The organism is Nonomuraea sp. NPDC052634 (genome assembly GCF_040678535.1).
In the GTDB taxonomy this organism is placed as follows: Bacteria; Actinomycetota; Actinomycetes; order Streptosporangiales; family Streptosporangiaceae; genus Nonomuraea; species Nonomuraea fastidiosa.
In genome coordinates this window covers 2,084,262-2,110,128 of record NZ_JBFATY010000001.1, presented here as the reverse complement: position 1 = coordinate 2,110,128, position 25,867 = coordinate 2,084,262, and the positions used below count along the sequence as shown (strand labels likewise).

Annotated in this window: 23 protein-coding genes; 11 read left to right on the top strand and 12 right to left on the bottom strand. The window is 72.2% G+C overall.

The window, feature by feature from the left end; genetic code table 11:
- Positions 1-8: 8 nt before the first annotated feature.
- Entirely contained in the window at positions 9-632 is a 624-nt protein-coding gene (locus AB0K67_RS09505) for a DUF305 domain-containing protein (RefSeq protein ID WP_364055565.1), read from the bottom strand.
- A 133-nt stretch (positions 633-765) separates the two neighbouring features.
- Between AB0K67_RS09505 and AB0K67_RS09500 the strand changes: the two genes are divergently transcribed.
- Positions 766-1,476 (top strand): DUF3105 domain-containing protein, encoded by a 711-nt coding sequence (locus AB0K67_RS09500; RefSeq protein ID WP_364055562.1) that lies wholly within the window; start codon positions 766-768, stop codon positions 1,474-1,476.
- A 19-nt stretch (positions 1,477-1,495) separates the two neighbouring features.
- Here AB0K67_RS09500 and ald read toward each other — a convergent pair whose 3' ends face one another.
- Positions 1,496-2,611, bottom strand: a complete 1,116-nt coding sequence (gene ald / locus AB0K67_RS09495; protein WP_364055559.1) for an alanine dehydrogenase — start codon at positions 2,609-2,611, stop codon at positions 1,496-1,498.
- Between the two features lie 163 nt (positions 2,612-2,774).
- Here ald and AB0K67_RS09490 point away from each other — a divergent pair, with 163 nt between their 5' ends.
- On the top strand, positions 2,775-3,722 hold the full coding sequence (locus AB0K67_RS09490) for an excalibur calcium-binding domain-containing protein (protein ID WP_364055556.1): 948 nt from the start codon (positions 2,775-2,777) through the stop codon (positions 3,720-3,722).
- Here AB0K67_RS09490 and AB0K67_RS09485 read toward each other — a convergent pair.
- The 3 genes from AB0K67_RS09485 to AB0K67_RS09475 all read right to left on the bottom strand — a co-directional run bounded on the left by AB0K67_RS09485 (position 3,719) and on the right by AB0K67_RS09475 (position 7,601).
- Positions 3,719-5,098 carry an NCS2 family permease gene (locus tag AB0K67_RS09485; RefSeq protein WP_364055553.1) on the bottom strand — a complete coding sequence of 460 codons (1,380 nt, stop codon included), beginning with the start codon at positions 5,096-5,098 and terminating at the stop codon, positions 3,719-3,721. The two genes, AB0K67_RS09490 and AB0K67_RS09485, sit on opposite strands and share 4 nt — an antisense overlap.
- 72 nt (positions 5,099-5,170) lie before the next feature.
- A complete protein-coding gene (locus AB0K67_RS09480) occupies positions 5,171-5,404 on the bottom strand; it encodes an EF-hand domain-containing protein (protein WP_364055550.1) in 234 nt (77 codons plus the stop codon).
- 22 nt (positions 5,405-5,426) lie between these two features.
- A complete protein-coding gene (locus AB0K67_RS09475; RefSeq protein ID WP_364055547.1) occupies positions 5,427-7,601 on the bottom strand; it encodes a molybdopterin cofactor-binding domain-containing protein in 2,175 nt (724 codons plus the stop codon).
- A gap of 95 nt (positions 7,602-7,696) precedes the next feature.
- Here AB0K67_RS09475 and AB0K67_RS09470 point away from each other — a divergent pair, with 95 nt between their 5' ends.
- Positions 7,697-9,190: a helix-turn-helix domain-containing protein gene (locus AB0K67_RS09470; protein ID WP_364055544.1), complete on the top strand. Its 1,494-nt coding sequence runs from the start codon at positions 7,697-7,699 to the stop codon at positions 9,188-9,190.
- A gap of 37 nt (positions 9,191-9,227) precedes the next feature.
- On the opposite strand, the gene AB0K67_RS09465 is transcribed toward AB0K67_RS09470, so the two are convergent.
- A complete protein-coding gene (locus tag AB0K67_RS09465; RefSeq protein ID WP_364055541.1) occupies positions 9,228-12,209 on the bottom strand; it encodes a BTAD domain-containing putative transcriptional regulator in 2,982 nt (993 codons plus the stop codon).
- A 510-nt stretch (positions 12,210-12,719) separates the two neighbouring features.
- Between AB0K67_RS09465 and AB0K67_RS09460 the strand changes: the two genes are divergently transcribed.
- The 4 genes from AB0K67_RS09460 (at position 12,720) to AB0K67_RS09445 (ending at position 17,910) form a co-directional block, all read left to right on the top strand.
- On the top strand, positions 12,720-14,012 hold the full coding sequence (locus AB0K67_RS09460) for a helix-turn-helix transcriptional regulator (RefSeq protein WP_364055538.1): 1,293 nt from the start codon (positions 12,720-12,722) through the stop codon (positions 14,010-14,012).
- Positions 14,013-14,422: 410 nt separating this feature from the next.
- Entirely contained in the window at positions 14,423-15,040 is a 618-nt protein-coding gene (locus AB0K67_RS09455; RefSeq protein ID WP_364055535.1) for a copper resistance CopC family protein, read from the top strand.
- Entirely contained in the window at positions 15,037-17,013 is a 1,977-nt protein-coding gene (locus AB0K67_RS09450) for a cytochrome c oxidase assembly protein (protein ID WP_364055532.1), read from the top strand. Before AB0K67_RS09455 ends, AB0K67_RS09450 begins: the two co-directional genes overlap by 4 nt.
- Before the next feature lie 504 nt (positions 17,014-17,517).
- Positions 17,518-17,910: an ATP-binding protein gene (locus AB0K67_RS09445; protein WP_364055529.1), complete on the top strand. Its 393-nt coding sequence runs from the start codon at positions 17,518-17,520 to the stop codon at positions 17,908-17,910.
- Between the two features lie 45 nt (positions 17,911-17,955).
- Here AB0K67_RS09445 and map read toward each other — a convergent pair whose 3' ends face one another.
- A complete protein-coding gene (gene map, locus AB0K67_RS09440; protein WP_364055526.1) occupies positions 17,956-18,804 on the bottom strand; it encodes a type I methionyl aminopeptidase in 849 nt (282 codons plus the stop codon).
- Between the two features lie 32 nt (positions 18,805-18,836).
- On the opposite strand from map, the gene AB0K67_RS09435 reads away from it, so the two are divergent.
- Positions 18,837-19,013 carry a hypothetical protein gene (locus tag AB0K67_RS09435; RefSeq protein ID WP_364057596.1) on the top strand — a complete coding sequence of 59 codons (177 nt, stop codon included), beginning with the start codon at positions 18,837-18,839 and terminating at the stop codon, positions 19,011-19,013.
- On the opposite strand, the gene AB0K67_RS09430 is transcribed toward AB0K67_RS09435, so the two are convergent.
- On the bottom strand, positions 18,998-19,273 hold the full coding sequence (locus AB0K67_RS09430; protein WP_364055523.1) for a hypothetical protein: 276 nt from the start codon (positions 19,271-19,273) through the stop codon (positions 18,998-19,000). The two genes, AB0K67_RS09435 and AB0K67_RS09430, sit on opposite strands and share 16 nt — an antisense overlap.
- 76 nt (positions 19,274-19,349) lie before the next feature.
- Between AB0K67_RS09430 and AB0K67_RS09425 the strand changes: the two genes are divergently transcribed.
- Positions 19,350-20,318 (top strand): LysR family transcriptional regulator, encoded by a 969-nt coding sequence (locus AB0K67_RS09425; RefSeq protein ID WP_364055520.1) that lies wholly within the window; start codon positions 19,350-19,352, stop codon positions 20,316-20,318.
- A gap of 103 nt (positions 20,319-20,421) precedes the next feature.
- Here AB0K67_RS09425 and AB0K67_RS09420 read toward each other — a convergent pair whose 3' ends face one another.
- Complete coding sequence (locus tag AB0K67_RS09420; protein WP_364055517.1) at positions 20,422-21,000, bottom strand: hypothetical protein; 579 nt, start codon at positions 20,998-21,000, stop codon at positions 20,422-20,424.
- Positions 21,001-21,172: 172 nt separating this feature from the next.
- Here AB0K67_RS09420 and AB0K67_RS09415 point away from each other — a divergent pair, with 172 nt between their 5' ends.
- Together AB0K67_RS09415 and npdG are read left to right on the top strand one after the other, a co-directional pair.
- On the top strand, positions 21,173-22,315 hold the full coding sequence (locus AB0K67_RS09415; RefSeq protein ID WP_364055514.1) for a lipase family protein: 1,143 nt from the start codon (positions 21,173-21,175) through the stop codon (positions 22,313-22,315).
- Between the two features lie 65 nt (positions 22,316-22,380).
- Positions 22,381-23,034, top strand: coding sequence for an NADPH-dependent F420 reductase (gene npdG, locus AB0K67_RS09410; protein ID WP_364055511.1), 654 nt, complete (start codon positions 22,381-22,383; stop codon positions 23,032-23,034).
- A 143-nt stretch (positions 23,035-23,177) separates the two neighbouring features.
- Here npdG and AB0K67_RS09405 read toward each other — a convergent pair whose 3' ends face one another.
- The 3 genes from AB0K67_RS09405 to AB0K67_RS09395 form a co-directional block, all read right to left on the bottom strand.
- Positions 23,178-23,783, bottom strand: coding sequence for a response regulator transcription factor (locus AB0K67_RS09405; protein ID WP_364055508.1), 606 nt, complete (start codon positions 23,781-23,783; stop codon positions 23,178-23,180).
- A 213-nt stretch (positions 23,784-23,996) separates the two neighbouring features.
- The gene (locus tag AB0K67_RS09400) at positions 23,997-25,109 is read right to left on the bottom strand and encodes a histidine kinase (protein WP_364055505.1); all 1,113 of its coding nucleotides are present in this window, start codon (positions 25,107-25,109) and stop codon (positions 23,997-23,999) included.
- 10 nt (positions 25,110-25,119) lie between these two features.
- The gene (locus AB0K67_RS09395; protein WP_364055502.1) at positions 25,120-25,833 is read right to left on the bottom strand and encodes an ABC transporter permease; all 714 of its coding nucleotides are present in this window, start codon (positions 25,831-25,833) and stop codon (positions 25,120-25,122) included.
- Positions 25,834-25,867 lie beyond the last annotated feature (34 nt).

The window sequence follows — 25,867 nt, the reverse complement described above, 5'->3', positions numbered from 1 at the left end:
TCAGCGGCCTATTCGGGCTTGAGTATCGACGGGAGGGGCTCGGCGCCCCGCTTGGCGAGCAGATCGGTCATCAGCTTGATCTCCGCGGACTGCCCGTCGATGATCTTCTGGGCCATGCCGACGACCTCGGTGCGCGTGGACAGCTGCCGCAGCCCCTCGGCCATCTGCACGCCGCCCTCGTGGTGGCGGATCATGAGCTGCAGGAACAGCACCTCGGCGTCGCGCCCCTCTGCCTGCTTGAGCTTGGTCAGCTCCTCCGGCGTGGCCATGCCGGGCATCTGGCCCTGGACGCCGGGAGAGGCGGCGCTGTGGCCGTGGCCGCTCATCCAGGCCATGGGCCGCTGGTCGGTGGCCTGGCTCAGCCCCCACTGCTGCAGCCAGCCGAGGAACATGCCCCGCTGGTTGGCCTGGGTGTTGATGATGTCGAAGGCCAGACTGGAGATCTCTTTGGCGGGGCCCTTGTCCCTGATCGTGAACGCCATGTCGACGGCCTGCGCGTGATGCGCGGCCATGTCACGGGCGAACCCGGCCTCGGGCGAGGTGTCGCCCGGGGTGCCGGCACGGCCGAACAGCAGGAACGCGGCCGCGGCGAGCACCAGCACGCCGCAGATGATCAGGAACGGTTTCCTCACGGGCTTTTCCATGGCCCGTCCAGCGTACCCACCCCGGTGCGAAGCCGTGATCGCATGCTTATGCAGGTCTTATTCTCCACATACGCCCGGAGGGCATAGGGTGACCCGAGGTTGGTACGCCGATGGAGGAACGATGACGAAGGAGAAGGCGCAGGCGCGGCGCGAGCATCTGCAGAAGATGCGGGCCGAGCAGCGGCGCAAGGAGCGTCGCGCGGCGCTCCTCATGTGGGGCACTGGCGGGCTCATCATCGTGGTGCTCGTCGGCGTGGTCGGCTTCTACCTCGTCAAGCGGGCGCAGGAGACCTCACTCGACGCCGTGGTCAGCACCAAGTACGACGCGGGCCAGCACGTGTGGACGGCGGTCGACTACAAGGAGACGCCGCCGATGGGCGGCGAGCACAACAACTACTGGCAGCAGTGTGACATCTACGACAAGCCGATCCACAACGAGCACGCGGTCCACTCGCTCGAGCACGGCGCGGTCTGGATCACCTACCAGCCGGAGCTGCCGAAGGACAAGGTCGAGAAGCTCAGGGAGGCGGCGACCTCGGTGGGCCAGCAGGACTACCTGCTGATGAGCCCGTACCCGGGTCTGCCCTCGCCGATCGTGGTGTCCTCGTGGGGGCACCAGCTCAAGCTGACCGATCCGGAGGACCCGAAGCTGGGGGCGTTCATCAAGCGCTACCAGAACGGCCCCGACACGCCTGAGCCGGGCGCGACCTGCGGCGGACCCGACGCGATCACCACGACCGCCGACCAGGCTCCGCTGCCGCCCGAGCCCACCGGCGATCAGCAGGCGCCGATGGAGAACCTGCAGCCGTCGCCGAGCGAGTCGAAGCAGTAGGCCGGCACCGGCACAGGGTTCAGCCGAGCACTTCCTCGAGGGCCGTCCACTCCAGCCCGTGCGCCTGCGCGACCGGTTCGCTGGTGAGGCGGCCCTCGTGCGTGTTCAGGCCGAGCGCGAGCGCGGGGTCCGCGCGCAGGGCCTGCTGCCAGCCCAGGTCGGCGATGGCCAGCGCGTACGGGAGCGTGACGTTCGTCAGCGCGAACGTCGAGGTGTGCGGCACGGCCCCCGGCATGTTGGCCACGCAGTAGAAGATCGAGTCGTGCACCCGGTAGACGGGCTCCTCGTGCGTGGTCGGCCGGGAGTCCTCGAAGCAGCCGCCCTGGTCGATCGAGACGTCCACCAGCACGGAGCCGGGCTTCATCCGGGAGACCAGGTCGTTGCTCACCAGCTTCGGCGCCTTCGCGCCGGGCACGAGCACCGCGCCGATGACGAGATCCGCCTCCAGCACGGCACGCTCGATCTCCAGCGTGTTGGACGCCACGGTCTGGCAGTGGCCCTGGTAGATGAGGTCGGCCTGGCGCAGCTTGTCGATGTTCTTGTCGAGCAGCAGCACCTCGGCCTGCATGCCGAGGGCGACGGCGGCGGCGTTCATGCCGGACACCCCGGCGCCGATGACCACGACGTTCGCCGCGTGCACGCCGGGCACGCCGCCCATCAGCACGCCCCTGCCGCCCGCCGAGCGCATCAGGTGGTAGGCGCCGACCTGCGCGGCCAGCCGTCCCGCCACCTCGGACATGGGCGCGAGCAGCGGCAGCGCGCCGTCGGGCGTCTGCACGGTCTCGTACGCGATCGCCGTGCAGCCCGACTCCAGCAGGGCCTTCGTGCAGCCGCGCGATGCGGCCAGATGCAGGTACGTGAAGAGCACCTGGCCCTTGCGCAGCCGGTGGTACTCCTCAGGCTCCGGCTCCTTGACCTTCATCACCAGGTCGGCCTCGCCCCACAGCTCGTCGGGCTCGGGCACCAGGACGGCGCCCGCCGCGGCGTACTGCTCGTCGGGGATGGCCGATCCGACCCCCGCGTAGCGCTCCACCAGTACCTGGTGCCCATGGCGGACGAGCTCGTGCACCCCCGCCGGGGTCAGCGCCACTCGGTATTCGCTGTTCTTGACCTCTCGCGGCACTGCGACCTTCATGGCGTAACTCTTTCGCCGAAATGTGCGATCCTGCCCCTACTCTTCTTCCCATTTCCGGGTCAAGCATGGAACTTCCGCTTGATTACCTCGCTGCGGCCTCATCTCGATAGGCTCACCGGCAGCCCGACCGTCGACATGGGCCGTCAGGATGGGAACGTCATCGATGGACAAGCCGGAAGAGCCGCAGATCGCGGATCCGGGGGAGCCTAAGGCCAGCAGATTCACCACCATCGTGCTGATCGTCTCGCTGGTCCTCGTCGTGATCATCGCGGGCGTGCTGGGCACGGTCGCCGTCCTGATGACCCGCAATCCTGACACGCCCCTGTTAGGGGGCACGCCGCCGCGCCACCTCGCGGTGCCGATCCACTTCGCGCCGGTCACGGAGACCAAGCAGGCGCCCTGCCCCGGCGACCCGGCCGTGCTCGACGAGCAGCAGAGCACCTGCTATCTGCTCGAAGACGGGGTCACCGTGCCGTCGGTGCAGCGCATCGAGCCGCTGCGCGAGCGTGACGGCTCCTACTCGGTCCGCATCGCGGTCGCCCCGGCGTACAAGGAGCGGCTGACGGATCTGATCGACGAGATGGCGCTCGACCAGCGGCAGGTGGCGATCGTGCTGGCGCCCGAGCAGGCCGACCAGCCCAAGATCGTGCTGGCCGCGCCCATCGTCACCCAGCCCATGGAGGGCGACAGCGTCAGCATCGCCGGCTTCACCAAGGAGGACGCCGAGGCGCTGGCGGCGCGCATGCTGGGCGACGCGCAGGGCGGCACCCCCACCGGGCAGCCGTCCCCCGGCCAGACCCAGCCGGGGGCCGTGCAGTCGCCCCCCGGCACGGGCCAAACGGGCCAAACAGGTCAGACGGGGCAGACGCAGCCGGGCGTGGGGCAGACGCAGCCGGGCGTGGGCCAGACCCAGCCAGGCGCCCAGCAGACGGGCACGACGGGCACGCAGACGGGCGTCGGCGGCCGCGTCCCCGACAAGCGCTTCGCGAGCTGCAAGGAGGCCGTGGCGGCTGGCTACGGCCCGTACCACAGGGGCCGCCACGAGGAGTACGCCTGGTACGACGACGTCGACAACAACGGCGTGGCCTGCAACAGCGCCGACATCCGCTAGGCGAACAGCTCCTGCAGCCCTTCGATGGCGAAGTAGGCGAAGAACACCAGCGAGACGATCCACAGCAGCACCGGGATCTCCGAGAACCGGCCCTTGACCGCCTTGATCAGCGTGTAGACGATCACCCCGGCGCCCACGCCGTTGGTGATCGAGTACGTGAACGGCATCAGCGCGATGGTGAGGAACGCCGGCACGGCCACGTCGAGATCGTCCCAGGGCACGTTCCTGCTCTGCGTCATCATCAGCGCGCCCACCAGCACCAGCGCGGGCGCCGCCGCGGCGGCGGGCACCACCCCGGCGAGCGGCGTGAACAGCAGCGTCAGCGCCATCAGCGCGCCCGTCACCACGCTGGCCAGACCGGTACGCGCCCCCTCGCCGACACCGGCCGCCGACTCCACGAAGACGGTGTTGGCCGAGGAGCTGACCGCGCCGCCCACCACGCCGGCCACGCCGTCCACGGTGAGGATGCGGCCCAGCCTGGGCACCCGGCCCTTGTCGTCCACCATGCCGGCCTCGTCGCTGACGCCGATGATCGTGCCCATCGCGTCGAAGAACCCCGACAGCACCAGCGTGAACAGCACGACCGTGGCCGTCAGCGCCCCCGCCCTGGCGAACCCGCCGAACAGGTCGAACTGCCCGACCAGCCCGAAGTCCGGCGCGGCGACCAGCGACTCGGGCAGGCGCGGGGTGACCACGCCCCACGTGCCCTCCTCGACCGTGGCCGTCTCGTTGACGACGATGGCGAGCAGCGCGGTGATGGCGATGCTGATGAGGATGGCGGCAGGGACCCTGCGGACGTACAGCAGGATCATCAGCAGCAGGCCGAAGCTGAAGACCGCGACCGGCCAGCCGGTGAGGTGGCCCGTCGCGCCGAGCTGCACCGGCGTGCCCGAGCCGCGCGCGACGAAGCCCGCGTCCACGAGCCCGATGAGCGCGATGAACAACCCGATCCCCACGCTGATCGCGTGCTTGAGCGCCAGCGGGATCGCGTTCATGATCAGTGTGCGCAGCCCGGTGACGGCCAGCACGATGATGACGACGCCTTCGAGCACCACCAGGCCCATGGCCTCGGGCCAGGTCATGCGCGGCGCGGCCTGATAGGCGACCACGGCGTTCAGGCCGAGCCCGGCCGCCAGGCCGAACGGCGCGTTGCCGACGAACGCCATGAGCAGCGTGGAGATCGCGGCGGCCAGGGCGGTGGCGGTGGTGAGCTGCGCGATGGACAGCCGGGCGCCGGTGACGTCCGTCGCGCCGGCCAGGATGATCGGGTTGAGCAGGATGATGTAGGCCATCGCCATGAACGTGGTGAGCCCACCACGCACCTCGCGGCCGACGGTGCTCCCCCGCCCGGTCAGCTCGAAGAACCTGTCGAGCACCGGCACGACTCCCCTCGTGTCCCCTCGCGATCACGGGGGAGTGCCCGGTTGCCTACCCAGCGGCGGGGGAGATCACGCCTTCTCGTGGCGGCCGTGGCCGACCAGCGCCACGAACTCCTCCAGCTTGATGGAGCCGTCGCCGTCGGTGTCGGCGGAGGCGATGAACGCCTCGATCTCGCTCTCGGTGACCCCCTGCCCGCCCAGCGCCTCGTTGGCCTTCCTGATCTCGTCGGCGGTCAGCAGGCCGTCGCCGTCGGTGTCGAAGCGCCGGAACTCGGCCTCGGCCGCCTCGCGCGCGCTTGCCATGAGATGCCCCCTTGTCGAGCCGTCATTCGGACAAGGCGATATCCTCCGGCCTGACGGGAACGCGAGTCAACCGACGTCCCGTGGCCGCTCTGACCGCGGCGGCGATGGCGGGCGTTGAAGAGAGCGTGGGCGGCTCGCCGGCGCCGCGCAGGCCATAGGGGGCCGCCGGGTCCGGATATTCCAGGATCTCCAGCTTCATGGGCGGCATGTCGAGGATGGTGGGGATGAGATAGTCGGTGAACGACGGGTTCAGCACCCGCCCGTCGCGCACCTGGATCTCCTCCATCAGCGCCAGCCCGAGGCCCTGCGCCGAGCCGCCGTGGATCTGGCCCTCAAGCGCCTGCGGGTTCAGTATCCGCCCGACGTCCTGCACCGCCGCCAGCTCGACCACCTTGACCAGGCCCAGCTCGACGTCCACGTCCACGACCGCGCGGTGCACGCACAGCGCGAGCTGCGTGTGCGAGTCGCCCTGCCCGGTCACCGGGTCCATCGGGTACGTCGGCCGGTGCCGGTACTCGCGCGTCTCCTCGATCGGGCCGAACCGTTCGAGCGCCTCCTTGGCGGGCAGCCCCTTGAACCGCTCGCGCACCGCCTGGCAGGCGGCCCTGACCGCGCCGCCCGTCACGTACGACTGCCGCGACGCCGACGACGAGCCCGCCGACCCGACCGAGGTGTCGGCCGTGGCCACGGTGACGTTCGGGATGCCGAGCTCGGTCCGCGCGATCTGCGCCTGCACGGTCACCAGGCCCTGACCCACCTCGGCCGCCGCCGTGTGCACGGTGACGTGCGGCTCCCCGCCGACCAGCTCGGCCCGCACCCGCGCGGTCGAGTAGTCGTCGAAGCCCTCAGAAAAGCAGATGTTCTTGATGCCGACGCCGTAGCCGACGCCGCGCCGCACGGACTCGCCGTGCGTGGTCTGCGAGACGCCGCCGGGCAGCGAGCGCAGATCGGTGTCCGTACGCTCGGGCGGCAGCGGCATCGACGCCAGCCGCTTCAGCATGTCGGCGAGCGGCGCCGGCGAGTCGATCACCTGCCCGGTCGCCAGCCGCGAGCCCTGCGAGACCGCGTTGCGCACCCGGATCTCGACCGGCGACAGCCCGCACGCCTCCGCCAGCCGGTCCATCTGCGACTCGTAGGCGTAGCACGCCTGCACCGCCCCGAACCCGCGCATCGCGCCGCACGGCGGGTTGTTGGTGTAGACGCCGGTGGCGTCGATGTGCACGTTCGGCACCTCGTACGGCCCCACGCCCAGCGACGCCGCGTTGCCCACCACCGCCCGCGACGAGGAGCAGTACGCCCCGCCGTCCAGCAGGATGTCCGCCTTGACGTAGACGAGGCGGCCGTCGCGGGTGGCGCCGTGCTCGTAGCGCATCCGTGCCGGATGGCGGTGCACGTGACCGAAGAACGACTCCTCGCGGCCGTAGGAGATCTTGACCGGGCGGTTCAGCCGCAAGGCCAGCAGGCACGCGTGGATCTGCATCGACAGGTCCTCGCGCGCACCGAACGCGCCGCCGACGCCCGCCAGCGTCAGCCGCACCTTCTCCGGCGGCAGGCCCAGGCAGGGCGCGAGCTGGTCGCGGTCCACGTGCAGCCACTGGGTGGCGATGTAGAGGTCGACGCCGCCGTCCTCGGCCGGCACCGCGAGACCCGCCTCCGGGCCCAGGAACGCCTGGTCCTGCATGCCGACCTCGTACTCGCCGCGGACCACGACCTCCGCCTCGAAGGTGTCGCCGCGGCGTACCGGCTGGTAGCGGACGAACCGCTGCGACTCACGCGGATCGGTCACCGCGGGGCGGGGCTCGTAGACGACCTCGATCGCCGCCGCGGCCCTGCGCGCCGTCTCCGGATGGTCGGCCGCCACCAGCGCCACCGGCTCGCCCTGGTAGCGCACCTCGTCGATGGCCAGCACCGGCTGGTCCTTGTGCTCAAGGCCGAAGTACTTCTCGCCGGGCACGTCCTCGTGCGTCAGCACCGCACGTACGCCGGGGATCCGCAGCGCCGGGCCCACGTCGATGGAGCGGATCCACGCCGACGGGTGCGGGCTGCGCAGCGTCGCGCCCCACACCATGCCCTCCAGCCACAGGTCGGAGGCGTAGGCGAACTCGCCGGTCACCTTCAGCGTGGCGTCGGGCCGCCGCGCGCTCTCGCCGATCCCGTGCAGGATCGCGGCAGCCGTCTCGTCAGCCGTTCGCGTCATCTTCCGAGTAGAGCACCGGCCGCCCGGTCCGTCCTATGCGCCTGACGTGAAATGTCGGTCAGCGGTTGTCCTGCCCGCCTTGTACATTCCTACAGGTGCGCCTCTCCGACCTGCTGGCCATCGAGGACCTGCGCCTGACCCTGCTCACCGGCGACCCCGCCCGCGAGTTCGCCGGCGTGCACATCACCGACCTGCCCGAGCCCGGCCGCTACCTGGCCGGAGGCGAGCTGGTGCTGACCGGGCTGACGTGGTGGCACGCGCCCGGCGACTCCGACAGGTTCGTGGCGGCGCTGGCCGAGTCGGGCGTCGCCGCGCTCGGCGCCGGTCAGGCGCTGCTCGGCCGCGTGCCCGGCGACCTGGTCTCCGCCTGCGAGCGGGCCGGGCTGCCGCTCGTCGAGGTGCCGACCGAAGTCTCCTTCCGCACGCTCGCCGAGCTGGTCGCCTCGCGGCTGGCCGGCGACGCGCGCGACGCGCTCGGCCGCCACCGCAGGCTCGTCGCGGCGCTCGCCGAGGGCGCCGGGCTGGCCGAGCTGTTCGAGCTGACCGCCGCCGAGCTGGGCGTCACCGGCGCCGTCCTGACGCCGTCGGGCGAGATCCTGGTGGGCGCGGCCGACGACCCGGTGGGGCTGGCCAAGGCGTACCTGACCGCGCCCAGCCTGCCCGTGGTCGCCGGAGGCCACACGATCTTCGCCGTCGGGCGCGGGCACCGGGCCGCCGGCTGGGCGCTGGCCTGCGACGGAGACCTGCTCGACCGGGCCGACGTCGGCTACGAGCTGGCCGCCTGCGTGGGACTCGAACGCGGCCGCGTCGAGGAGGGCCGCCGCGTCGAACGCCGCCTCGCCGAGCAGCTCATCGTCGCCGCGCTGGCCGGGGCCGACCCCGCCGAGCTCAACGCCAGGCTGCGCACCTGCGGGATCGGCGCGGACGAGCCGTACGCGGTGGTCAACGCCGTCGCCGTCAGGCCCGGCGCCACCCGCGGCCCCGACCCCGCCACCCTCGGAGGCCGGATCGTGGAGAACCTGCTCGGCCGCGAGGTCGTGGCCGCCGCGGGCGCCGACGGCGCGGTGGCCGTCGTGCCGCTGCGCGACGGCGGCGCCGGCGAGCTGGCCGCCCGGCTGCGCGCGGGCGCCGAGGTGCTGGCCGCGCTGCCCGACACCCGCCTGTGCGTCGGGCTCAGCGGCGCGCTCACCGGAGCCGCCGCCGTCAAGGGCGGCGTCGAGGAGGCCGGGCACGCCCGCCGCCTGGCCGAGGACCGCGACGGCGGCGTCGTCACCAGCGACGAGATCTACACCCACGCGCTGCTGCTCGCCACCGTGCCATCCGACGTGCGCCGCTCGTTCTCCCGGCGGCTGCTGTCGCCGCTGCTCGACTACGACCGCAGGCACCAGTCCGACCTGGTGCGCACGCTCGGCGTCTTCCTCGACCGGGCCGGCTCCTGGCACTCCTGCGCCGAGCAGCTCCACGTGCACGTCAACACCGTGCGCTACCGCGTGCGCAGGATCGAGGAGCTGACCGGCCGCGACCTGTCCACGATGGCCGACCGCGTCGACTTCTTCCTCGCCCTGAGGGACACCGCCCCACCGCCGTGACGCGCCGCCTCGCCGTTCATCGGCTCGCCATGGCCGCTCATCGGGTCGTCATGGCCGCGCGCGCCGCGATGGCAAGCGCCCGCTCGGCCTTCGCCTCTTCGAGCCAGTACGTGCTCCCGGCCCGCTCGGCCATCGCGACCGCCTCGACGCCGCGCCGCACGGCCTCGTCGATCTGCCCCAGCATGCGGTGGGCCCGCGCCAGATACACCAGGCAGCCCATCTCGGTCGTCCTGGACAGGATCCGGCCCCGCTCCAGTACCCCGGTGAGCAGGCCGAGAGCCGCCTCGCACCGGCCCAGTGCGATCATGACCCGGCCGCGCCACACCGCGAACTCCGTGGCGCTGTGCACGTCGCCCGCCCGCTCGGCCATCGCCGCGCCCTCGTCCAGCACGCCCACGGCCTCCTCGACGCGGCCGAGCTCCACGTACGCCCGTGCCGCCGCCAGCAGCGCGTAGCGCTCGCCGACGTCCGAGCCGATCTCGCGGGCGATCGCGCGCTGCCCTAGCGCATGGTCCAGCGACTCCTCGAAGCGCTCCCAGCGCAGCAGCGTGGCGGCCAGGTTGCCGTGCGCCCGCTGCTCCTCGAAGCGGTCGCCGAGCCGCCTGGCGAGCGCGAGGTGCCGCTCGTTGTGCGCCAAGCAGGCGATATCGTTCAGGAAGTAGCGCCCGGTCGCCATGTGCGCGTACCCATGCATCTCGATGACCTCGTCACGCAGGCGCTCGCCGGTCGCGACCAGCCGCTCGCCCGTCGCCACCAGGTCGGTCACGCGGTAGTTCTTCTGCTGGTACCACCACAGGGCCAGGCCGATCGCCGCCCCCGCCCGCGCCACGCCGTCGTCGGGGTCCGCCATGGCCTGGTACGCGGCGGCCAGCAGCGTCGCCTCCTCTCTGCCGAGCCAGTCGTCCGCCTCCGCCGCGTCGCAGAACGTGCGGCCCGTCGCGTCGATCGGCGGATACAGGCAGTGGACCCGGTGCGGGTCGCTGGTGCGCGCGGCTGCCCTGGCCGACTCGGCGTAGAAACCGAGCACCCGCAGCAGCGGCGCGGTCCGCCCGCCCGGGGGCGGCAGCTCGGCGGCGAACAGCCGGACCAGGTCGTGCGGGTGGTAGCGGCCGGGCTCCCCGGCCTCCAGGAGGTGGGCGTCGCACAGACGCTCCAGCGCCCGCTCCACTTCGGGCTCCGGATCGCCGGACAGCGCCGCGGCCGCCTCCACCGTGACGTCGGGCACGTGCAGCAGGCCGAGCAGGGCCAGCAGCCGTGCCGCCGCCGCATCGGTCTCGCGGGTGCTGCCGCTGAGCGCGCTCCAGCTCGCCGCCAGGCTCGACCGTACGGCCAGGTCACCCGCCTCCAGTTCGCGCAGCCGCCGCCGCTCGTCGCTGAGCCGCTCCGTCAGCGCCGCAACGCTCCAGTCGGGGCGGTCGGCCAGCCGTGCCCCCGCGATGCGCAGCGCGAGCGGGAACCCGTCGCACAGGCGGACCAGCCGCCCGGTCTGCTTCAGGTCGGCGGACACCCGGTCGGCGCCCGCGTACTTGGCCAGCATGGCGGTGGCCTCGGCGTCGGACATCGGCCCCAGGCGCACCTGAGCGCAGCCGTCGCCTGCCGCCAGCGACTCCCTGCTCGTGACCAGCACCGCCGTGCCGGGCGGCAGCGCGGCGAACGGCCTCACCTGCGCGTGATCCGCGGCGTCGTCGAGGAGCACGAGCAGCCGCCGGCCGTGGAGCGTGCTCCGCAGCAGGGCGGCGGCCTCGTCCTCGTCGGCCGGAATGGCCGCGCCGGGCGTGCCGAGGCCGCGCAGCAGCCGGCAGAGCACCTCGTACGCGGACGGTCTGGGCACGTTCGGCGTGCCGCCGCGCAGATTGACGTACAGCCGGCCGTCGGGGAACCGGTCGCGCACGGCGTGGGCGACGTGTACGGCCAGAGTGGACTTGCCGACGCCCGGCGGGCCGCAGATGACCACGAACGGGTGCGGCGGCTCCCCGCCCCACGGGTCGAGCAGGGACTTCAGCCGGACGATCTCCCGCGCCCGCCCGACGAACGCCGCCGGGTCCCGGGGAAGCTGCCGCGGCACGTGCCTTCCGGCGGGCTCCACCCCGCCGCCCGCACGGTCCGCGCGGCCGGAGGGCGGCTGCACGTCGTCCTCGCCCGGGGCGCGGTGGGAGGGCGATCGCCCGCCTTCGCCCCGGGAACGGACGGAAGCGGGTTCGCGCCGGGCAGGGGCGGCGGGCGGGTCGTCGCCTGAGGCGGACAGGACGAGCCGGTGGGCGTGGCGCAGGCCGTCGCCGGGGTCGGCGCCCAGCTCCTCGGCCAGCACGCGCCGTGCCTTCTCGAAGGCCCGCAGCGCTTCGGCCTGCCGCCCGCACGCGTGCAGGGCGAGCATGAGCAGCTCGTGGGGGCGTTCGCGCAGCGGATGGCGGCGGGCCAGCTCGCGCAGCGGGGCGAGGGCGTCCTCGGGGCGGCCGAGCAAGGTCAGCACCTCGGCCCTGGCCTCGACGGCGGTCAGGTGGAGCTCGTCGAGCCGGGCCCGCTCACCCTCCGCGAACGGCCCGGGGACACCGCTGAGCGCCGGGCCACGCCACAAGGCGAGCGCCTCGTCGAGGGCGCGCAACGCGGCGGAGAGGTCGCCGGCCGTACGTGCCTTCGACGCCGACTCCAGCCGGGCGGAGAAGAGGTGCGCGTCGATCGCGAGCGGGTCGAGCCGTAAGAGGTAGCCGCCGGGGGCCTTGGTCACCGTACGGGGCGGTTGCCGCCTGCCGCGTCCGGGCTCGAAGGCGCGGCGCAGCCCGGCGATGTAGGTGTAGACGCTCTGCTGGGAGCTGTTAGGAGCGGTCTCACCCCAAAGACCGGCGATGAGCTGAGGTAGGGTCACCACCCTGCCCGGCCACGTCGCCAGCATCGCGGCGACGGCCTGTTGGAGTGGCGGGCCGAGATCGAACGCTTTGCCGTCGCGCGTTCCCACCACCGGGCCCAGGAGGCCGATGACCAGGCCGGACGTTGAAGGAGGTCGGGGATCGGCGGGATGCACGTAGGGAGCTTAATCGCGATCCCTGGAGAGGGGAGGGCCCACGCGAGCGTGTAGCTGGAATGTAGATGCGGTCGGTAGCTTGTCAACCGGCCGTGTCTGATGTGTAGTGGGTCACGTGGGCCCTTGATCAGCGACTCAGGCGAACGACGCGCGACCAGCAGGTGCCGGGACCCGAAGGCCCCCCACCGGCGCGGACGAGCGTGCGCGCACCGCGGCGGGCGAGGCGAGTGCGGCGCCTTCCCTGAGCGGTGTGCCGCCTGGGCGTTCATTCCGGACGACGTCCTCGATCATCTCGTGGACGGCGACCAGGACGGTGGTCGTCGCTCAGCAGCAAGAGGACTCGGAGAGTGCGCTCGAGAGGGGAGACGCTGAGGCATTCGCGGCCGTACCATTACCCGCAAGGGCTACCGCGGTGCCGATCGCGACGGCCAGGACTGACAGGGCAATGCGCTTGCGCATGGGGGTTCTCCCTCGCCTAGGTGGGTTGCTCGGACTTCATCTTCTCAGGGAGTGGCGGTTGTGACCACATCGGATCTCGTCGGACTCCGCATCAAGACGGTTCGCCGGCAGCGCGGTCTTTCGCAGGCTCAGTTGGCACACCCCGAGTTGTCGGACAGTTACGTTTCGCTGATCGAAAGCGGTAAGCGTACTCCCACTCCTGCGGTATTGGAGTTGCTGGCCGCGAAGCTGGACTGCTCGCTGTCCTACCTGATCAACGGTGTCACCGCCGAGCAGATGGAGGACATCGAGCTCGCCCTGGGCTATGCGCGGCTGGCACTCGAAAACGGTGAGGTCGCCGAGGCCCGCACGCGTTTCGCGGAACTCCTGGAGAACAGTAACTTGTCAGGCTTGACATCGCTTCGTCAAGAAGCGGAGTTCGGCCTGGCACTCGCCACAGAGGCGGCCGGCGATCTCGGCGAGGCGATCTCCATCATGCTGCGGCTGCGCGAGGAAGAACTGCCTCAGGAGCGCGCTCTCGAAGTGGCCATCGCGCTGTGCCGGGCGTACCGCGAGAGCGAGCGGCTGCACGAGGCGGTCGAGGTCGGCGAGCAGCTGCTCATCGGCAACAACCGCGAACCCTGGACCGACCTGCGGGTCGAGCTGGGCGCGACCCTCCTGTCCGCCTACTACGAGCGTGGCGACATGCTGCGCGCCCGGCAGTTCGCGGCCGAGCTGCTCAACGCCGCTGACGCGCTCGGCACCCCGCGCTCGATCGCGGCGGCCAACTGGAACGCCTCCTTCATCGCCCGCGCCACCGGTCACTACGACGAGGCGGTGACGTTCATCGAGCGGGCCCTGGCCGTGCAGCTCGAGCACGGGCAGCCGCGCAACACCGCGAGGATGCGGCTGCAGGCCGCGCGTACCAAGCTCAGGACCGGCGCGCAGGACCCGGCGAGCGCTCGCGACGTGCTGCGCGCGGCGATCAAGGAGTTCGAGCAGACCTCCACGAGCACCATCGACCAGGCCACCCTGTACCTCGAGCTGGCCTGCGCCGAATACATGAACAACGATCTCGACGAGGCCGCTCAGCACGCCGTCAAGTGCCGCGAGCTGCTGCCGCAGTACGGCAATGTGCTGGGCGCCGAGGCCAACCTGCTGCTCGGCCGCATCTACGGCGCCGCCGGCCGGGTCGACGAGGGCCGCGAGCACGCCGCCGCCGTCGAGCGGTGGCTGCAGCCGCTGCCCGACTCCCGCCGTTCGGCCTCCCACTGGTACGCCACCGCCGAGACCATGGAGCAGCTCGGCGATACCGACCGCGCGGTCGACGCCTACCGGCGCGCGCTCGCCTGCGCGGGCCTGTGACCGCCGCCGTCGCCTGATGTCGTGGCCGGGTGAGCACGCCCGGCCACGACCGTTCTCGCCTCCATCTCCACGCCGCGCATCCGGCGCAGCTCGGCTGGGCCCGTTCGGCGCGTCCGGAGCCCGGCCGGGTCAGCGGCGCGCCCGGAAAAGGCCGATCACTCGGCCGGAAACGCGACTCGGGGCCGACCCGAACGGCGGCTCGGGGCCGACCCGAACGGCGGCTCGGGGCCGACCCGAACGGCGGCTCGGGGGCGGACCCCGAACGGCGGCTCAGCGGCCGGGCTGGAAGGTGGGGCGGCGGCGGGCCGGAAAGCGGACTGCCCGAATGTGGGCATAGGGGCGGAATTGTAGACGTGTGTTGGAGGAGTGAGGTCCAGACCGGCCGGGTGCGTCGGTAGCCTGGGGTTGTCATGAACAGATCCCCGCTCGCGGCCCTTACCGCGATTCTCGCCGCCGCCCTGTTCGTGTTCGGCACCGCCGCTCCCGCGCTGGCGCACGACAGGCTCAAGAGCAGCAACCCGGCCAAGGGCGCCGAGGTGGAGTCCCTCGACGAGGTCAGGCTCGAATTCAGCAGCAAGGTGCGCATGCCCTTCGTCAGCGTCCGCGGCGACGGAGACGCCGAGCACCAGAGCGGCGAGCCCGAGGTCGACGGCGCCGTGGTGACCCAGGCGGTCAAGGGGCCGCTGCCCGACGGCACGTACACGATCGCCTACCGGGTCGTGTCGTCCGACGGGCACCCCATCGAGGGGGAGATCCCGTTCCGGGTGAAGGGCGCGGAGAAGGCGGCCGAGGAGGCGTCACCCGGCGCCGAGCCGTCCGATGGCGCTTCCGAGACGGCCGCGCCCGCCGTGACCGCGGCCTCGCCGCCGGCCGAGCAGCCCAGTGCCTCCATCGAGGCCGGCAACGCGGCCGCCGAGCAGGACGCCCAGCAGGACGTCACGTTCCCCGTCTGGCTGATCGTCGTCATCGGCGCGCTCGTCGGCATCGGCATCGGCTTCCTCATCAGCGCGAGGAAGAAGCAGCCATGACCCGGACGGCGCGCCTCGCCCTCGTGACCGCGGCGGCCGCCGTCGCGGCCCTGGTCATCGGCATGATCGCGGGTGGCAGGGCGTTCCCCAGGATCATCCCCGGCCTGCCCGACTCCGGCGCGTTCGTCCGCTGGGGCCTGCCGGTGTCGAAGCTGCTCATGGACGCGGCCGGCGTCGTCACCGTCGGCCTGCTGCTCATGGCCGCCCTGCTGCTGCCCAACGACAAGGGCGTGCTCGGCAAGAGCGCCGTCGACTACGTCAAGGCGAGCTCGTGGGCTGCGCTGGTCTGGGCGGGAGCGGCGTTCGCCTCGATCCTGTTCGGCGCCGCCGAGAGCATCGGCCGCACCATTCCCCAGATCCTCGACCGCACGATCCTCACCAGCTACGCCACCCAGACCACGCAGGGCGTCGCGCTGACGCTCGTGGTGCTGTTCGGGGTGGCCATCGCACTGTTCTCGCGCGGCGCCATCACCGCGGGGGCCGCGGCGGGGCTGCTGGTGTTCGCGCTGGTGACGATGCTGCCCGCGCCGCTCACCGGCCACACCTCGTCCTCGCCCAACCACGACCTGGCCACCTCGTCGGTCGCGCTGCACCTGCTCTCACTCGCCCTGTGGGTCGGCGGGCTCGGCGTGCTGGCCCTCCACGCGCTGCGCAAGCAGCCGCAGCTGGAGATCGCGGCGGAGCGCTTCTCCCGGCTCGCGCTGTTCTGCTACGTCGGGGTGGGGCTCTCGGGCGTCTTCGCGCTGGTCGCCCGCCTCGGCGCGGTCTCCGACCTGTGGACCACCGAGTACGGCCTGCTCGCCCTCGCCAAGATGGTGGCCTTCGTGCTGCTGGGCTACGTCGGCTACTGGCACCGGCAGCGCACGCTCGCCGACCTCAAGGCGGACAAGCCGCGGGCGTTCACCCGGCTGGCCGGCGGTGAGGCCGTGCTCATGTTCGCCACCATCGGCGTGGCCGTGGCGCTCTCGCGTACGCCGCCGCCCGACTACAGCATCCCGGCCGACCGCGCCTACGAGCTGCTCGGCTTCCCCATGCCGCCCGAGCTGACGCTGGGCAACGTGTTCACGCTGTGGTGGTTCGACCTGTTCTTCGCCGTGGTGGCGGCGGTGCTGGCCGGTCTGTACGGGGCCGGCGTGCGCCGTCTGCGAAGGCGCGGCGACCACTGGTCGTGGGGGCGCACCGCCTCCTGGTACATCGGTGTGGCGGTGCTGGTGTTCTGCACCCAGAGCGGGCTGGCCCGCTACGCCAAGGTCATGTTCGACATGCACATGATCGAGCACATGACGCTGTCCATGGTGGTGCCGATCTTCCTGGTCCTCGGCGGGCCCGTCACCCTGGCCCTGCGCGCGCTCAAGCCCGCCGCCAGGAGGGGCGACAGAGGGCCGCGCGAATGGATCACCACGATCCTGCACAGCCGGTTCACCAAGGTCATCTCGCATCCCGTGGTCGCCACCGCGATCTTCGTCGCGTCCACGTACGCGCTCTACTTCACGCCGCTGTTCGAGTCGGCCATGAACGAGCACCTCGGCCACATCTGGATGACCCTGCACTTCCTGCTCAGCGGCTCGCTGTTCTTCTGGGTGATCATCGGCGTCGATCCGGGCCCCAGCCGCCTCCCGCACGTCGGGCGGCTGCTGATGCTGTTCGTCACCATGCCGTTCCACGCCTTCTTCGGCATCGCGCTGATGATGATGGGCACCGTGATCGCGTCCGGCTGGTACGAGCAGCTCGGCCGCACCTGGGGCGACACGCTGCTGCAGACCCAGCGCGACGGCGGCGCCATCGCGTGGGGCTTCGGCGAGATCCCGACGCTCATCGTGCTGATCGCCATCGCCGTGCAGTGGTACCAGAACGACGACCGGCAGGCCCGCCGCGCCGACCGCAAGGCCGACCGCACCGGCCAGGGCGACGCCGAGCTCGACGCCTACAACGCCTATCTCGCCCGCCTCAACCGCGCGGACAAGGGCGAGTAGGCGCACAGCCGGCCCAGTCGCGTGGCCGATCGGAGATGGCGCGCAGGCGCGCCCGGCTCAGCCGTGTGATCGGGTAAGGCGGCTGTCGGCTCTGTGCGCGAAGGTGGAGCGAGTGTGCGCGCCGGGTTTGTGGGAGGGCGCCGGGCTCAGCCGCGTGGCCGCGTTGGCGCCTGTCGGCGGTGCGCATGTGGGCGGGGCGCGTGGGCGCGGGCCGAGCCTGGGCCGGTGTGCGCGCTGATCTCAGCGTGCAGCCGATCGGATGCGGGGGAGGGACGGGGTCGGGCCGTGGCCGCGTAGCCGTTCGGACATGGGCTTCTTCCTTACCACTACACGCCCGTGGAGCGACGGGTAGCCTTTCTCCCAGGGGAGACGGGTATAACCCCGAGTGGCAGCGTGCGTGGTCTTGAGGGGGATGCGCGCCGCGTCGACGGGAGCGCCGGAGTGGGGACCGGCGTGCGGCCCGGGTGCCAAGAAAGGCGAAACCAATTGTCGGAAGAGACACGGATGCGCGGGGGGCAGAGCCTGGCGGAGGCGCTGGAAAGCTGCCTGGCCGACTGGTCGGAGCGCACCGGGATCAGGGTCGAGACCTGGGCACTGCCGGCCACAGACGTGCCGTCACGCGTGTCGAGCGGCGTCATGACCACCTTGCGGGAGGCGCTGTCCAACGTCGAGCGGCACAGCAGGGCGAGGACGGTGTCCATCGCCGTGACGGTGGGCAAGAGCGGGCTGCGCATGACGATCAGTGACGACGGCCAGGGCTTCGACCCGGCGACGCCGGGGCGCGGCATCGCCCGCATGCGGGCGGCGTTCGCCGAGGCCGGGGGGAGCCTGTCGGTCAACAGCGTGCTCGGTGAGGGGACCACGGTGTCCGGGGTGGTGCCGCCGCAGCGCGGCTGACCCCGGTTGACGCGCCCGGCGGCTCGCCCCCGCGACCGGGGCGGGTCAGGGCAGGGTGAGGATCTCGCTGCCGGTCTCGGTGACCACGATCGTGTGCTCGAACTGGGCCGTGCGCTTGCGGTCCTTCGTCACCGCCGTCCACTTGTCGGGCCAGATCTCGTACTCGATCGTGCCCAGCGTCAGCATCGGCTCGATGGTGAACGTCATGCCCGGCACCATTTCGACCTTCAGGTTGGGGTCGTCGTAGTGGGGCACCATGAGGCCGGAGTGGAACGTGGTGCCGATGCCGTGGCCGGTGAAGTCGCGTACGACGCCGTAGCCGAAGCGCTTGGCGTACGCCTCGATGACGCGCCCGATGACGTTGAGCTGACGGCCCGGCGCGACCGCCTTGATGGCCCGCATCATCGCCTCGCGGGTGCGCTCGACCAGCAGCCGCGACTCCTCGTCGACGTCGCCCACCAGGAACGTCGCATCGGTGTCGCCGTGGACGCCGCCGATGTAGGCGGTGATGTCGACGTTGATGATGTCGCCGTCCTGCAGCACGGTGTCGTCGGGGATGCCGTGGCAGATCACCTCGTTGATCGAGGTGCACAGCGACTTCGGAAAGCCCCGGTAGCCCAGCGTGCTGGGGTAGGCGCCGTGGTCGAGGAGGAACTCGTGGCCGATCCTGTCGAGCTCGTCGGTGGTGACGCCCGGCCGGACGTGCTTGCCGACCTCCTCGAGAGCCTGGGCGGCGATCCTGCCCGCCACCCGCATCCGCTCGATGATCTCGGGGGTCTTCACGTCGGACTCGCCGGTCTTGGGGCGCTTTTTGCCGACGTACTCCGGCCGCTCGATGTGGGCGGGGACCTTCCGCATGGGCGAAACTCGCCCTGGCTGGAGCAGTGTCGTCATGAAACACGAGTCTACGGGGCAGAATTGACCCCGTGAGCGAAGGCCAGTGGTGGTTCTGTCTCAAGCACATGCGGGTCGAGCCCGACAAGGGTTGCCCCAATAAGGACCGGATGGGTCCGTACGCGTCGGAGGAAGAGGCGGCGGGTGCGTTGCAGCGCGCCGCCGACCGCAACAAGGCGTGGGACGAGGCCGATCAGGACGACGACTGACGTCCGGCCGTCCTCGGCAGCGCCGCCCTGGCGAGTTTGATCAGGGCGGTGACGCCGATGGCGGCCCAGATCAGGTTGAGCGCCGCGGACGGCCAGGCGGCGTAATAGGCGCTGTTGATCATCAGCCCGACGGAGCCGGCGAGGTTGATGAGCTGGTACGCCACTCCGTCGCCCGAAAGACGGGACGACGAGACGAGGGCGTAGCCCGCCAGCAGCAGGGCGGCACCCAGCCAGCCGAGGGCGTCGAGCAGGAGATCCATGGGTAACATTCTCCGGATTCGCACCCTCGCGACACAATCACCGCAACTTCCTGGTGTGCGGGCTTAGGCTGGCCGTGTGGAGATCGACCCCCGGCGCTTGCGCGTGCTCCGCGAGGTGGCCAGGCGCGGTGGCGTGCTGCGCGCCGCCCAGGCCCTGCACCTGACCTCCTCCGCCGTCTCCCAGCAGCTCGCCCAGCTCGAACGCGAGGTCGGCCTGCCCCTCATCGACCGCTCCCAGCGCAGCGTCTCGCTCACCCCGGCAGGTCGCGTGCTGGCCGGTTACGCCGAGCGGGTCGAGGAGGAGCTGACCGAGGCCAAACGCGAGCTCACCCGCTTCACCGAACGCCTGGCCGGGCCCGTGCGCATCGCCGCGTTCCCCACCGCGATCAGCCACCTGCTCGTGCCCGCGATGCGAGGGCTGGCCCGCCGCCATCCGAAGATCGCACCGGCGATCCGCGAGATCTACGGCCCGCCGGCGCTCCAGGAGCTGCGGCTCGGGTCCGTCGATCTGCTCATCACCGAGCAGGACATGGGTCTGCCCGTCCTGGCGCAGCCGTCGCTGACCAGCCGCCTGCTGTACGTCGACGCATACCGCATCGTCGTGCCGCCGTCCTGGTCCGATCCGCCGTCCACCGTCGAGGAGCTGTTGCAGCGGCCGTGGGTGGCGGCCGATCCCGGGCAGGCGTGCGGGCAGGCGCTCGACCGGCTGGCCGGGCTGCACGGCATCGAGCCGCAGAAGCCGCACGTCATCGGCGAGTGGGGGCCGGCGCTCGCGCTGGTCGCGGCCGGGCACGGGGTGGCGATCGTGCCGGAGCTGGCGCTGCTCGACGTGCCGGAGGGCGAGGTACGCGTGAGCGACATCCGCGGCATCGGGGCCCGCAGGCTCGACGTCGTCACCCGGGCGAGCCGTAGGCGGTCGGGGGAGCCCGATCCGGTGCAGGCCGTGGTGATCGAGGCGATCGAGGAAGTGACGAAGGAGCTGGCCGCCACCTTGCGTTCCCGCATCTCCGACCCTGCCGACGAGGAGGCCGCCGACCGGGCTTGACGGCCGCGCCGCACGACGGTGGCGAGGGGCCGCGAGGCGGCCGGTGTCTGCGGTGGCGGCCTGAGACGGCCGGTCTCGGTGGTGGGGGTCTTCAGGCGGGCGGTCAGTCGGTCAGGCGGGGGCCGCTGACCTTGTCGAGCAGGCGGGCGAGCCGCTCGCGCAGCCCCGGCCGCTGCCCGGCCTCGCCGGCCGCCGCGCTCACCAGGTGCTGGGCCCCGTCGAACGTCATCGGCCCCTCGCGCGGCACCTCGATCGCGTCGTGGGCCAGCCCGGCCAGCTCGCGGTCGCCGCCTTCGATCGCCAGGATCGTGGCCCCTGTGCGGCGGGCGTCGTTCACGCGCTCCAGCAGCGGCACCGGCGCCTGCTGCTCCGACAGCACGAACAGCGTCTCCCCGCGCCCGGCCTGCTCCAGGCGCTCGATTCCGACCCGCAGGTGGGGCGGCGCGTCGGGCGGCGGAGACCAGCGCAGCAGGGTCGGGGTGAGCTGGGGCAGGCCGGAGTACCTGGCCTCGTCGGCCAGATGGGCGGTCACGTGCCAGGGCTCGTCGTCGGGGGTGCCGACCACCAGCAGGCCGCCGGGCGAGCGGGTGGCGCGCAGGGCCAGGCCCAGCTCGCGGGTGCGTTCGAGCCAGCCGGTGCCGGCCAGGAGTTCGCGCAGGAGGGCCACCGATCCTGAGTCCATGCCTCCATGGTGCCTGACGGGCCCGTCGCGGGGTGGCCGCTTCCCATGTGACGCATTTACACGAAACGTATTTCTCCGTCATTTCGGGCCTTGACATGGAGTTACTCACGGGTAACGATCGGCTCGCGGCGCGCCGTCCCCCAAGCGCAGACCTCACGGAGAGGGGCGGCACATGACCTTACGTGTGCGCGTCAGCATGTCCTTGATCGTGTTATCGATCCTGTCGTTCATCGCGGCGCCCGCCCGCGCCGCGGCACCGGGAGACGTCGTCTCCGCCCAGCCCACCACCGTCTACCTGCTGCCGGGCAAGCTGCTCGAAGTCCCGGTCAACGCCTGGCACCTGCGCTACACCTCCACCTCCGCCACCGGCACGCCCAACGTCGTCTCCGGCACCCTGCTCGTGCCCAAGGCGGGCTATCCGCTCGGCCGCCGCCCGATCATCGGGTACGCCGTCGGCACCCACGGCCTCGGCGACCAGTGCGCGCCGTCCGTCAGCATGAGCCAGGGCCGCGAGGCCGAGCTGGCGCTGGTCAGCCTGTTCCTGCTGAAGGGGTACGCGGTCGCGATCACCGACTACGAGGGGCTCGGCACGCCGGGGCAGCACACGTACATGGCGGGCATCTCGCAGGGGCACGCCGTGCTCGACTCGATCAGGGCCGCCACCCGCGTGCCCGGCGCCGGGCTGTCCGACGAGGCGCCGGTCGGCATCATGGGCTACTCCCAGGGCGGCGCGTCCGCCGGGTGGGCCGCACAGCTCCAGCCGTCGTACGCGCCTGAGCTGCGGCTGCGCGGCGTCGCCGCCGGCGGGGTGCCGGCCGACCTGGGCGAGGTGGCGCGCAACCTCGACGGCGGCCCGAACTTCGGGCTGGCCGCAGCCGCCGGGATCGGCCTCGACGCCGCCTACCCCGAGCTGGACCTGGAAGCGGACCTCAACGACCGCGGACGGGAACTGCTCGCCGACGCGGCCGACGACTGCGTGAACGACCTCGGCAAGCTCGCCGGGCTCGGTTTCTCCGACATCAGCCCGATCGACCTGATGAACCAGCCCAAGTGGCAGGCCCGCCTGGCCGAGAACCGGCTCGGCGGCATGCCGCCGCGCGTGCCGATGTTCCTGTACCACGGGCGGGGCGACGAGATCATCCCGCTGTCGGTCGGGTCCACCCTGCGCTCGGAGTACTGCCGGGCAGGCGTGAACGTGCGGTGGGCGTCCCTGCCCGCGCCTGACCACGTGACGGGCGCCATCGAAGGCGGGCCGCTGGCCATCGAATGGCTGGCCCTGCGCATCCTCGGGCTGCCCGCCCACGGCAACTGCTGACCGCTGCATGCCCGTCCCGGCCCTCCTTCGCGGGGGCCGGGAACGGGCGCGACATGATCTGCGTTATGACCGACGTGAGCAAACTATCCATTGGAATCCTCGGCGGCACCGGAGACCAGGGCAAGGGTCTTGCCCGCAGGTTCGCGCTGGCCGGGCACCCCGTGTTGATCGGTTCTCGTAACGCCCAGCGCGCCCAGGAGGCGGCCGAGTCCATCGGCGCCGGCGCGAGCGGTGGCGAGAACGCCGACGTCGCCCGCCGCGCCGACATCGTGATCGTGGCGGTGCCGTACGAAGGGCATAAGGCACTGCTGGAGTCGCTGCGCGACGAGCTCGCCGGCAAGATCGTCGTCGACTGCGTCAACCCGCTCGGGTTCGACAAGAAGGGCGCCTACGCGCTGCCGGTCGAGGAGGGCAGCGCCGCCGAGCAGGCGGCCGCCGTGCTCCCTGACAGCCGGGTGGTGGCCGCGTTCCACCACGTGTCGGCCGTGGTGCTGCTCGACCCCGAGGTGGAGAAGGTCGACCTCGACGTGCTGGTGCTCGGCGACGATCGCGAGGCCACCGACACCGTCCAGGCGCTGGCCGAGGCCATCCCGGGGGTGCGCGGCGTGTACGGCGGGCGGCTGCGCAACGCCCACCAGGTCGAGGCGCTGACCGCCAACCTCATCTCCGTCAACCGCCGCTACAAGGCCCACGCCGGCATCCGCATCACTGACATCTGACCCGGCCAGGGGAGGGGCCGGGACAGGCCGCACGGCGCCGAGGTGCCGGGGCCGTCGCGGCAACGAACGGGGGGTACGCCGCGCCGCCAGGAGGCCGGCGCGGCGGTGGAGGCGCGCCAGGCCGCGAGCCCGCGGGTGGGGGGTCACAGCCAGCCGGCGTCCTGGGCGATGCGGATGGCGTCGATCTTGTTGCGGGCGCCGGTCTTGGTGATCGCGCCCGTGAGGTAGTTCCGTACGGTGCCGGCGGACAGGTGCAGGGCGGCGGCGATGTCCTCCGCCGACGCGCCCCTGGCGGCCTCCTTGAGCACGGTGGTCTCCCTCGGCGTGAGGGGGCTTTCGCCGTACTCCATGGCGGCCGAGACCAGCTCGGGATCCAGGACGCGCAGCCCGGCGGCCGTACGCCTGATCGCGTCGGCGAGGCGGTCGCCCGGGGCGTCCTTGACCAGGAACGCCTCGATGCCCGCCGCCAGCGCCCTGCGTACGTTGCCCGGCTGGCCCATGGCCGTGAGCACCAGGATCCGGCAGGACGGCAGCCGCTGCCGCAGCGTGGCGGCGGCGGTGATGCCGTCGATCACCGGCAGGTCGATGTCCACCACCGCGACGTCCGGCCGCACCCGCAGCGCCTCCGGGACGATCTCGTCGCCCCCGGTGACCTCCGAGACCACCTCGATGTCGGACTCCAGCCGCAGCAGCGCGGTGAGCGCGGCGCGGATCATGTGCATGTCCTCGGCCAGCAGCACCCTGATCACGCCTGCCCTCCTTTCCACCACCTCGTCACCTGTCGGTTCACCGCGACCCGCCCGCCGGGACCGGCCGGACGGCGTGCCCGCCTGCCGCGACCCGGCCGTGCGGCCGGCCGATGGGCGGTGGGGCGGTGTGCCCGTCCGCACCGCCCCGGCCGCGCCGACCGCGGGCGGGCGGCCGGGCGGCGGACGTTGCGCCTCGTGCGGGCGCGTGGCGGGTCACGCGCTCACCTCCATCGCCAGGACGAAACCGCCGTCCGTGCGGGTGGCGGTGCAGGTGCCGCCGGCCTGGGCGGCGCGCTCCGCGAGCCCCGTCAGACCGCCGCCCGCCGTGCCGGGTCCGGTCGTGGCAGCGGACCCGGCGGCGGTCTCCGTCGGCACGCCGTCGTTGGCGATCTCCAGGCGGACCCTCGCACCGTGTACGGACGTGGTGATCGTGCAGGTCGTGGCGCGGCTGTGGCGGAGCACGTTCGTGACGCCCTCGCGTACCGCCCACGCCAGCGCCTCCTCCGACTTCGGCGGCGGCGTCGCGTCGGCGAGGTGCACCTGCACGCTCACCCCCGACGATTCCAGCAGCGCCGCCGCACGGTCCACCTCTCCGGACAGCGACATCGCCCGGTAGCCGCGCGCCACCTGGCGGACGTCCTGGGCCGCCTCCCTGGCCACCTGCACCAGCTCGCCGACCTCGGTGCGGGCGGCGGACGGGTCGCGTTCGATGAGGCGGGCGGCCAGGTCGCCCTTGAGCGCGATGGCGGTGAGGCTGCGGCCCAGCCCGTCGTGCAGGTCGCGGGAGATCCGCAGCCGCTCCTTGAGCACGGCGGCGTCCGCCAGCTCGGCCCTGGCCTGCTGCAGCTCGGCGGTCACCCGGGTGAGCCGGACCAGCGCGTACGTCATGGCCCCCGTGGTCGGCACGGTCATGACGTAGAACGCGGTGACGACGAAGAGCCCGGCGCCGGCCCAGAGCACGCTGCCCTCGTACAGCATCATGACGACGATCAGCGCGCAGCCCCACGGCAGCGGCAGGAACACCAGCAGCGTCCCGGCCAGCAGCGGCGCCGTCACCGCCGACCAGCCGGCGGGCAGCAGCACGTCGGGCAGATAGGTGATCACGGCCTGCAGCACCAGCGGCAGCGGGTGGAGGGGCGGGCGCTCGCCGCGCAGCCCGGCCCGCATGTTCACGTAGTGCGCCGCGATCACGGCGAGCATGCAGGCGGCGGCCGACAGGCCGTACCCCACGCCCCATGGGAAGTAGGTGAGCGAGATCGCCGAGTAGGCGCAGGCGACGGCGGTGATGAGCCAGCTCGCCAACCGTTGGGCGGCGGAGTGAAGCACGCCGAAGACCTTACGACCTGCGCGGTTCCCAGCGGAACCAGAGCCGCAGCGCGACCAGCCCGAGCGCCGTCCAGGCGGCGATGCCGAGCAGCGGCACGATCAGCTCGCCGGTCCTGATGGCGTGCACGGCGGCGCTGGTCGGCAGCAGGTCCAAAGCCGCCTGCAGCCGGCCGGGCAGCGGGATCGGCCCCATCCCGCCCGTCGCGGCCGTACAGATCATGAAGACCGGCATGGTGTAGACGGAGGCCAGCTCGGCGCGGGGGACGAGCGCCGTGAACGCCGCTCCGAGCAGCGCCATCGCGGCGGACCCGGCGAGCGTCGCGACGATGAACGCCACCGGGTGGGCAGGCAGCGGGATGCCGGCGGTGAGCCGCACGGCCACCGTGCACAGCAGGACGATGACGATGGACTGCGTGGCCGCGCCGGCGATCTGGCCCGTCAGGATCTGCCAGTCGGTCAGCTCGCTCGCCCGCAGCCGCTTGAGCACGAGCCGGTCGCGGCGCGCGGTCAGCGTCACGGTGACGCTCATGAACGCGGTGATCGACAGGACCAGCGCGAGCAGGCCCTGGAAGACGTGGACGGCGTTGTCCGCAGGCGTCACCTGCCGGAGCAGGGTGGGGATGCCGATGGTCAGGCCGACCGGCGTGATCACCGACGCGAACAGGTTGACACGGTCGCTCCAGAACAGGCGGGTGCCGAGGCGGTAGGTGGCGGCCAGGCTCATCGCGACTCCTCCATGGCGGCGGTCGTGCTCATCG

Coding starts and splice junctions, on each gene's coding strand:
- AB0K67_RS09445 (WP_364055529.1), top strand. CDS start 17,518: ATGCGCGGGGGGCAGAGCCTGGCGGAGGCGCTGGAAAGCTGCCTGGCC.
- AB0K67_RS09450 (WP_364055532.1), top strand. CDS start 15,037: ATGACCCGGACGGCGCGCCTCGCCCTCGTGACCGCGGCGGCCGCCGTC.
- AB0K67_RS09480 (WP_364055550.1), bottom strand. CDS start 5,404: ATGGCAAGCGCGCGCGAGGCGGCCGAGGCCGAGTTCCGGCGCTTCGAC.
- AB0K67_RS09475 (WP_364055547.1), bottom strand. CDS start 7,601: ATGACGCGAACGGCTGACGAGACGGCTGCCGCGATCCTGCACGGGATC.
- AB0K67_RS09455 (WP_364055535.1), top strand. CDS start 14,423: ATGAACAGATCCCCGCTCGCGGCCCTTACCGCGATTCTCGCCGCCGCC.
- ald (WP_364055559.1), bottom strand. CDS start 2,611: ATGAAGGTCGCAGTGCCGCGAGAGGTCAAGAACAGCGAATACCGAGTG.
- AB0K67_RS09420 (WP_364055517.1), bottom strand. CDS start 21,000: ATGGACTCAGGATCGGTGGCCCTCCTGCGCGAACTCCTGGCCGGCACC.
- AB0K67_RS09430 (WP_364055523.1), bottom strand. CDS start 19,273: ATGGATCTCCTGCTCGACGCCCTCGGCTGGCTGGGTGCCGCCCTGCTG.
- AB0K67_RS09490 (WP_364055556.1), top strand. CDS start 2,775: ATGGACAAGCCGGAAGAGCCGCAGATCGCGGATCCGGGGGAGCCTAAG.
- AB0K67_RS09500 (WP_364055562.1), top strand. CDS start 766: ATGACGAAGGAGAAGGCGCAGGCGCGGCGCGAGCATCTGCAGAAGATG.
- npdG (WP_364055511.1), top strand. CDS start 22,381: ATGACCGACGTGAGCAAACTATCCATTGGAATCCTCGGCGGCACCGGA.
- map (WP_364055526.1), bottom strand. CDS start 18,804: ATGACGACACTGCTCCAGCCAGGGCGAGTTTCGCCCATGCGGAAGGTC.
- AB0K67_RS09395 (WP_364055502.1), bottom strand. CDS start 25,833: ATGAGCCTGGCCGCCACCTACCGCCTCGGCACCCGCCTGTTCTGGAGC.
- AB0K67_RS09415 (WP_364055514.1), top strand. CDS start 21,173: ATGACCTTACGTGTGCGCGTCAGCATGTCCTTGATCGTGTTATCGATC.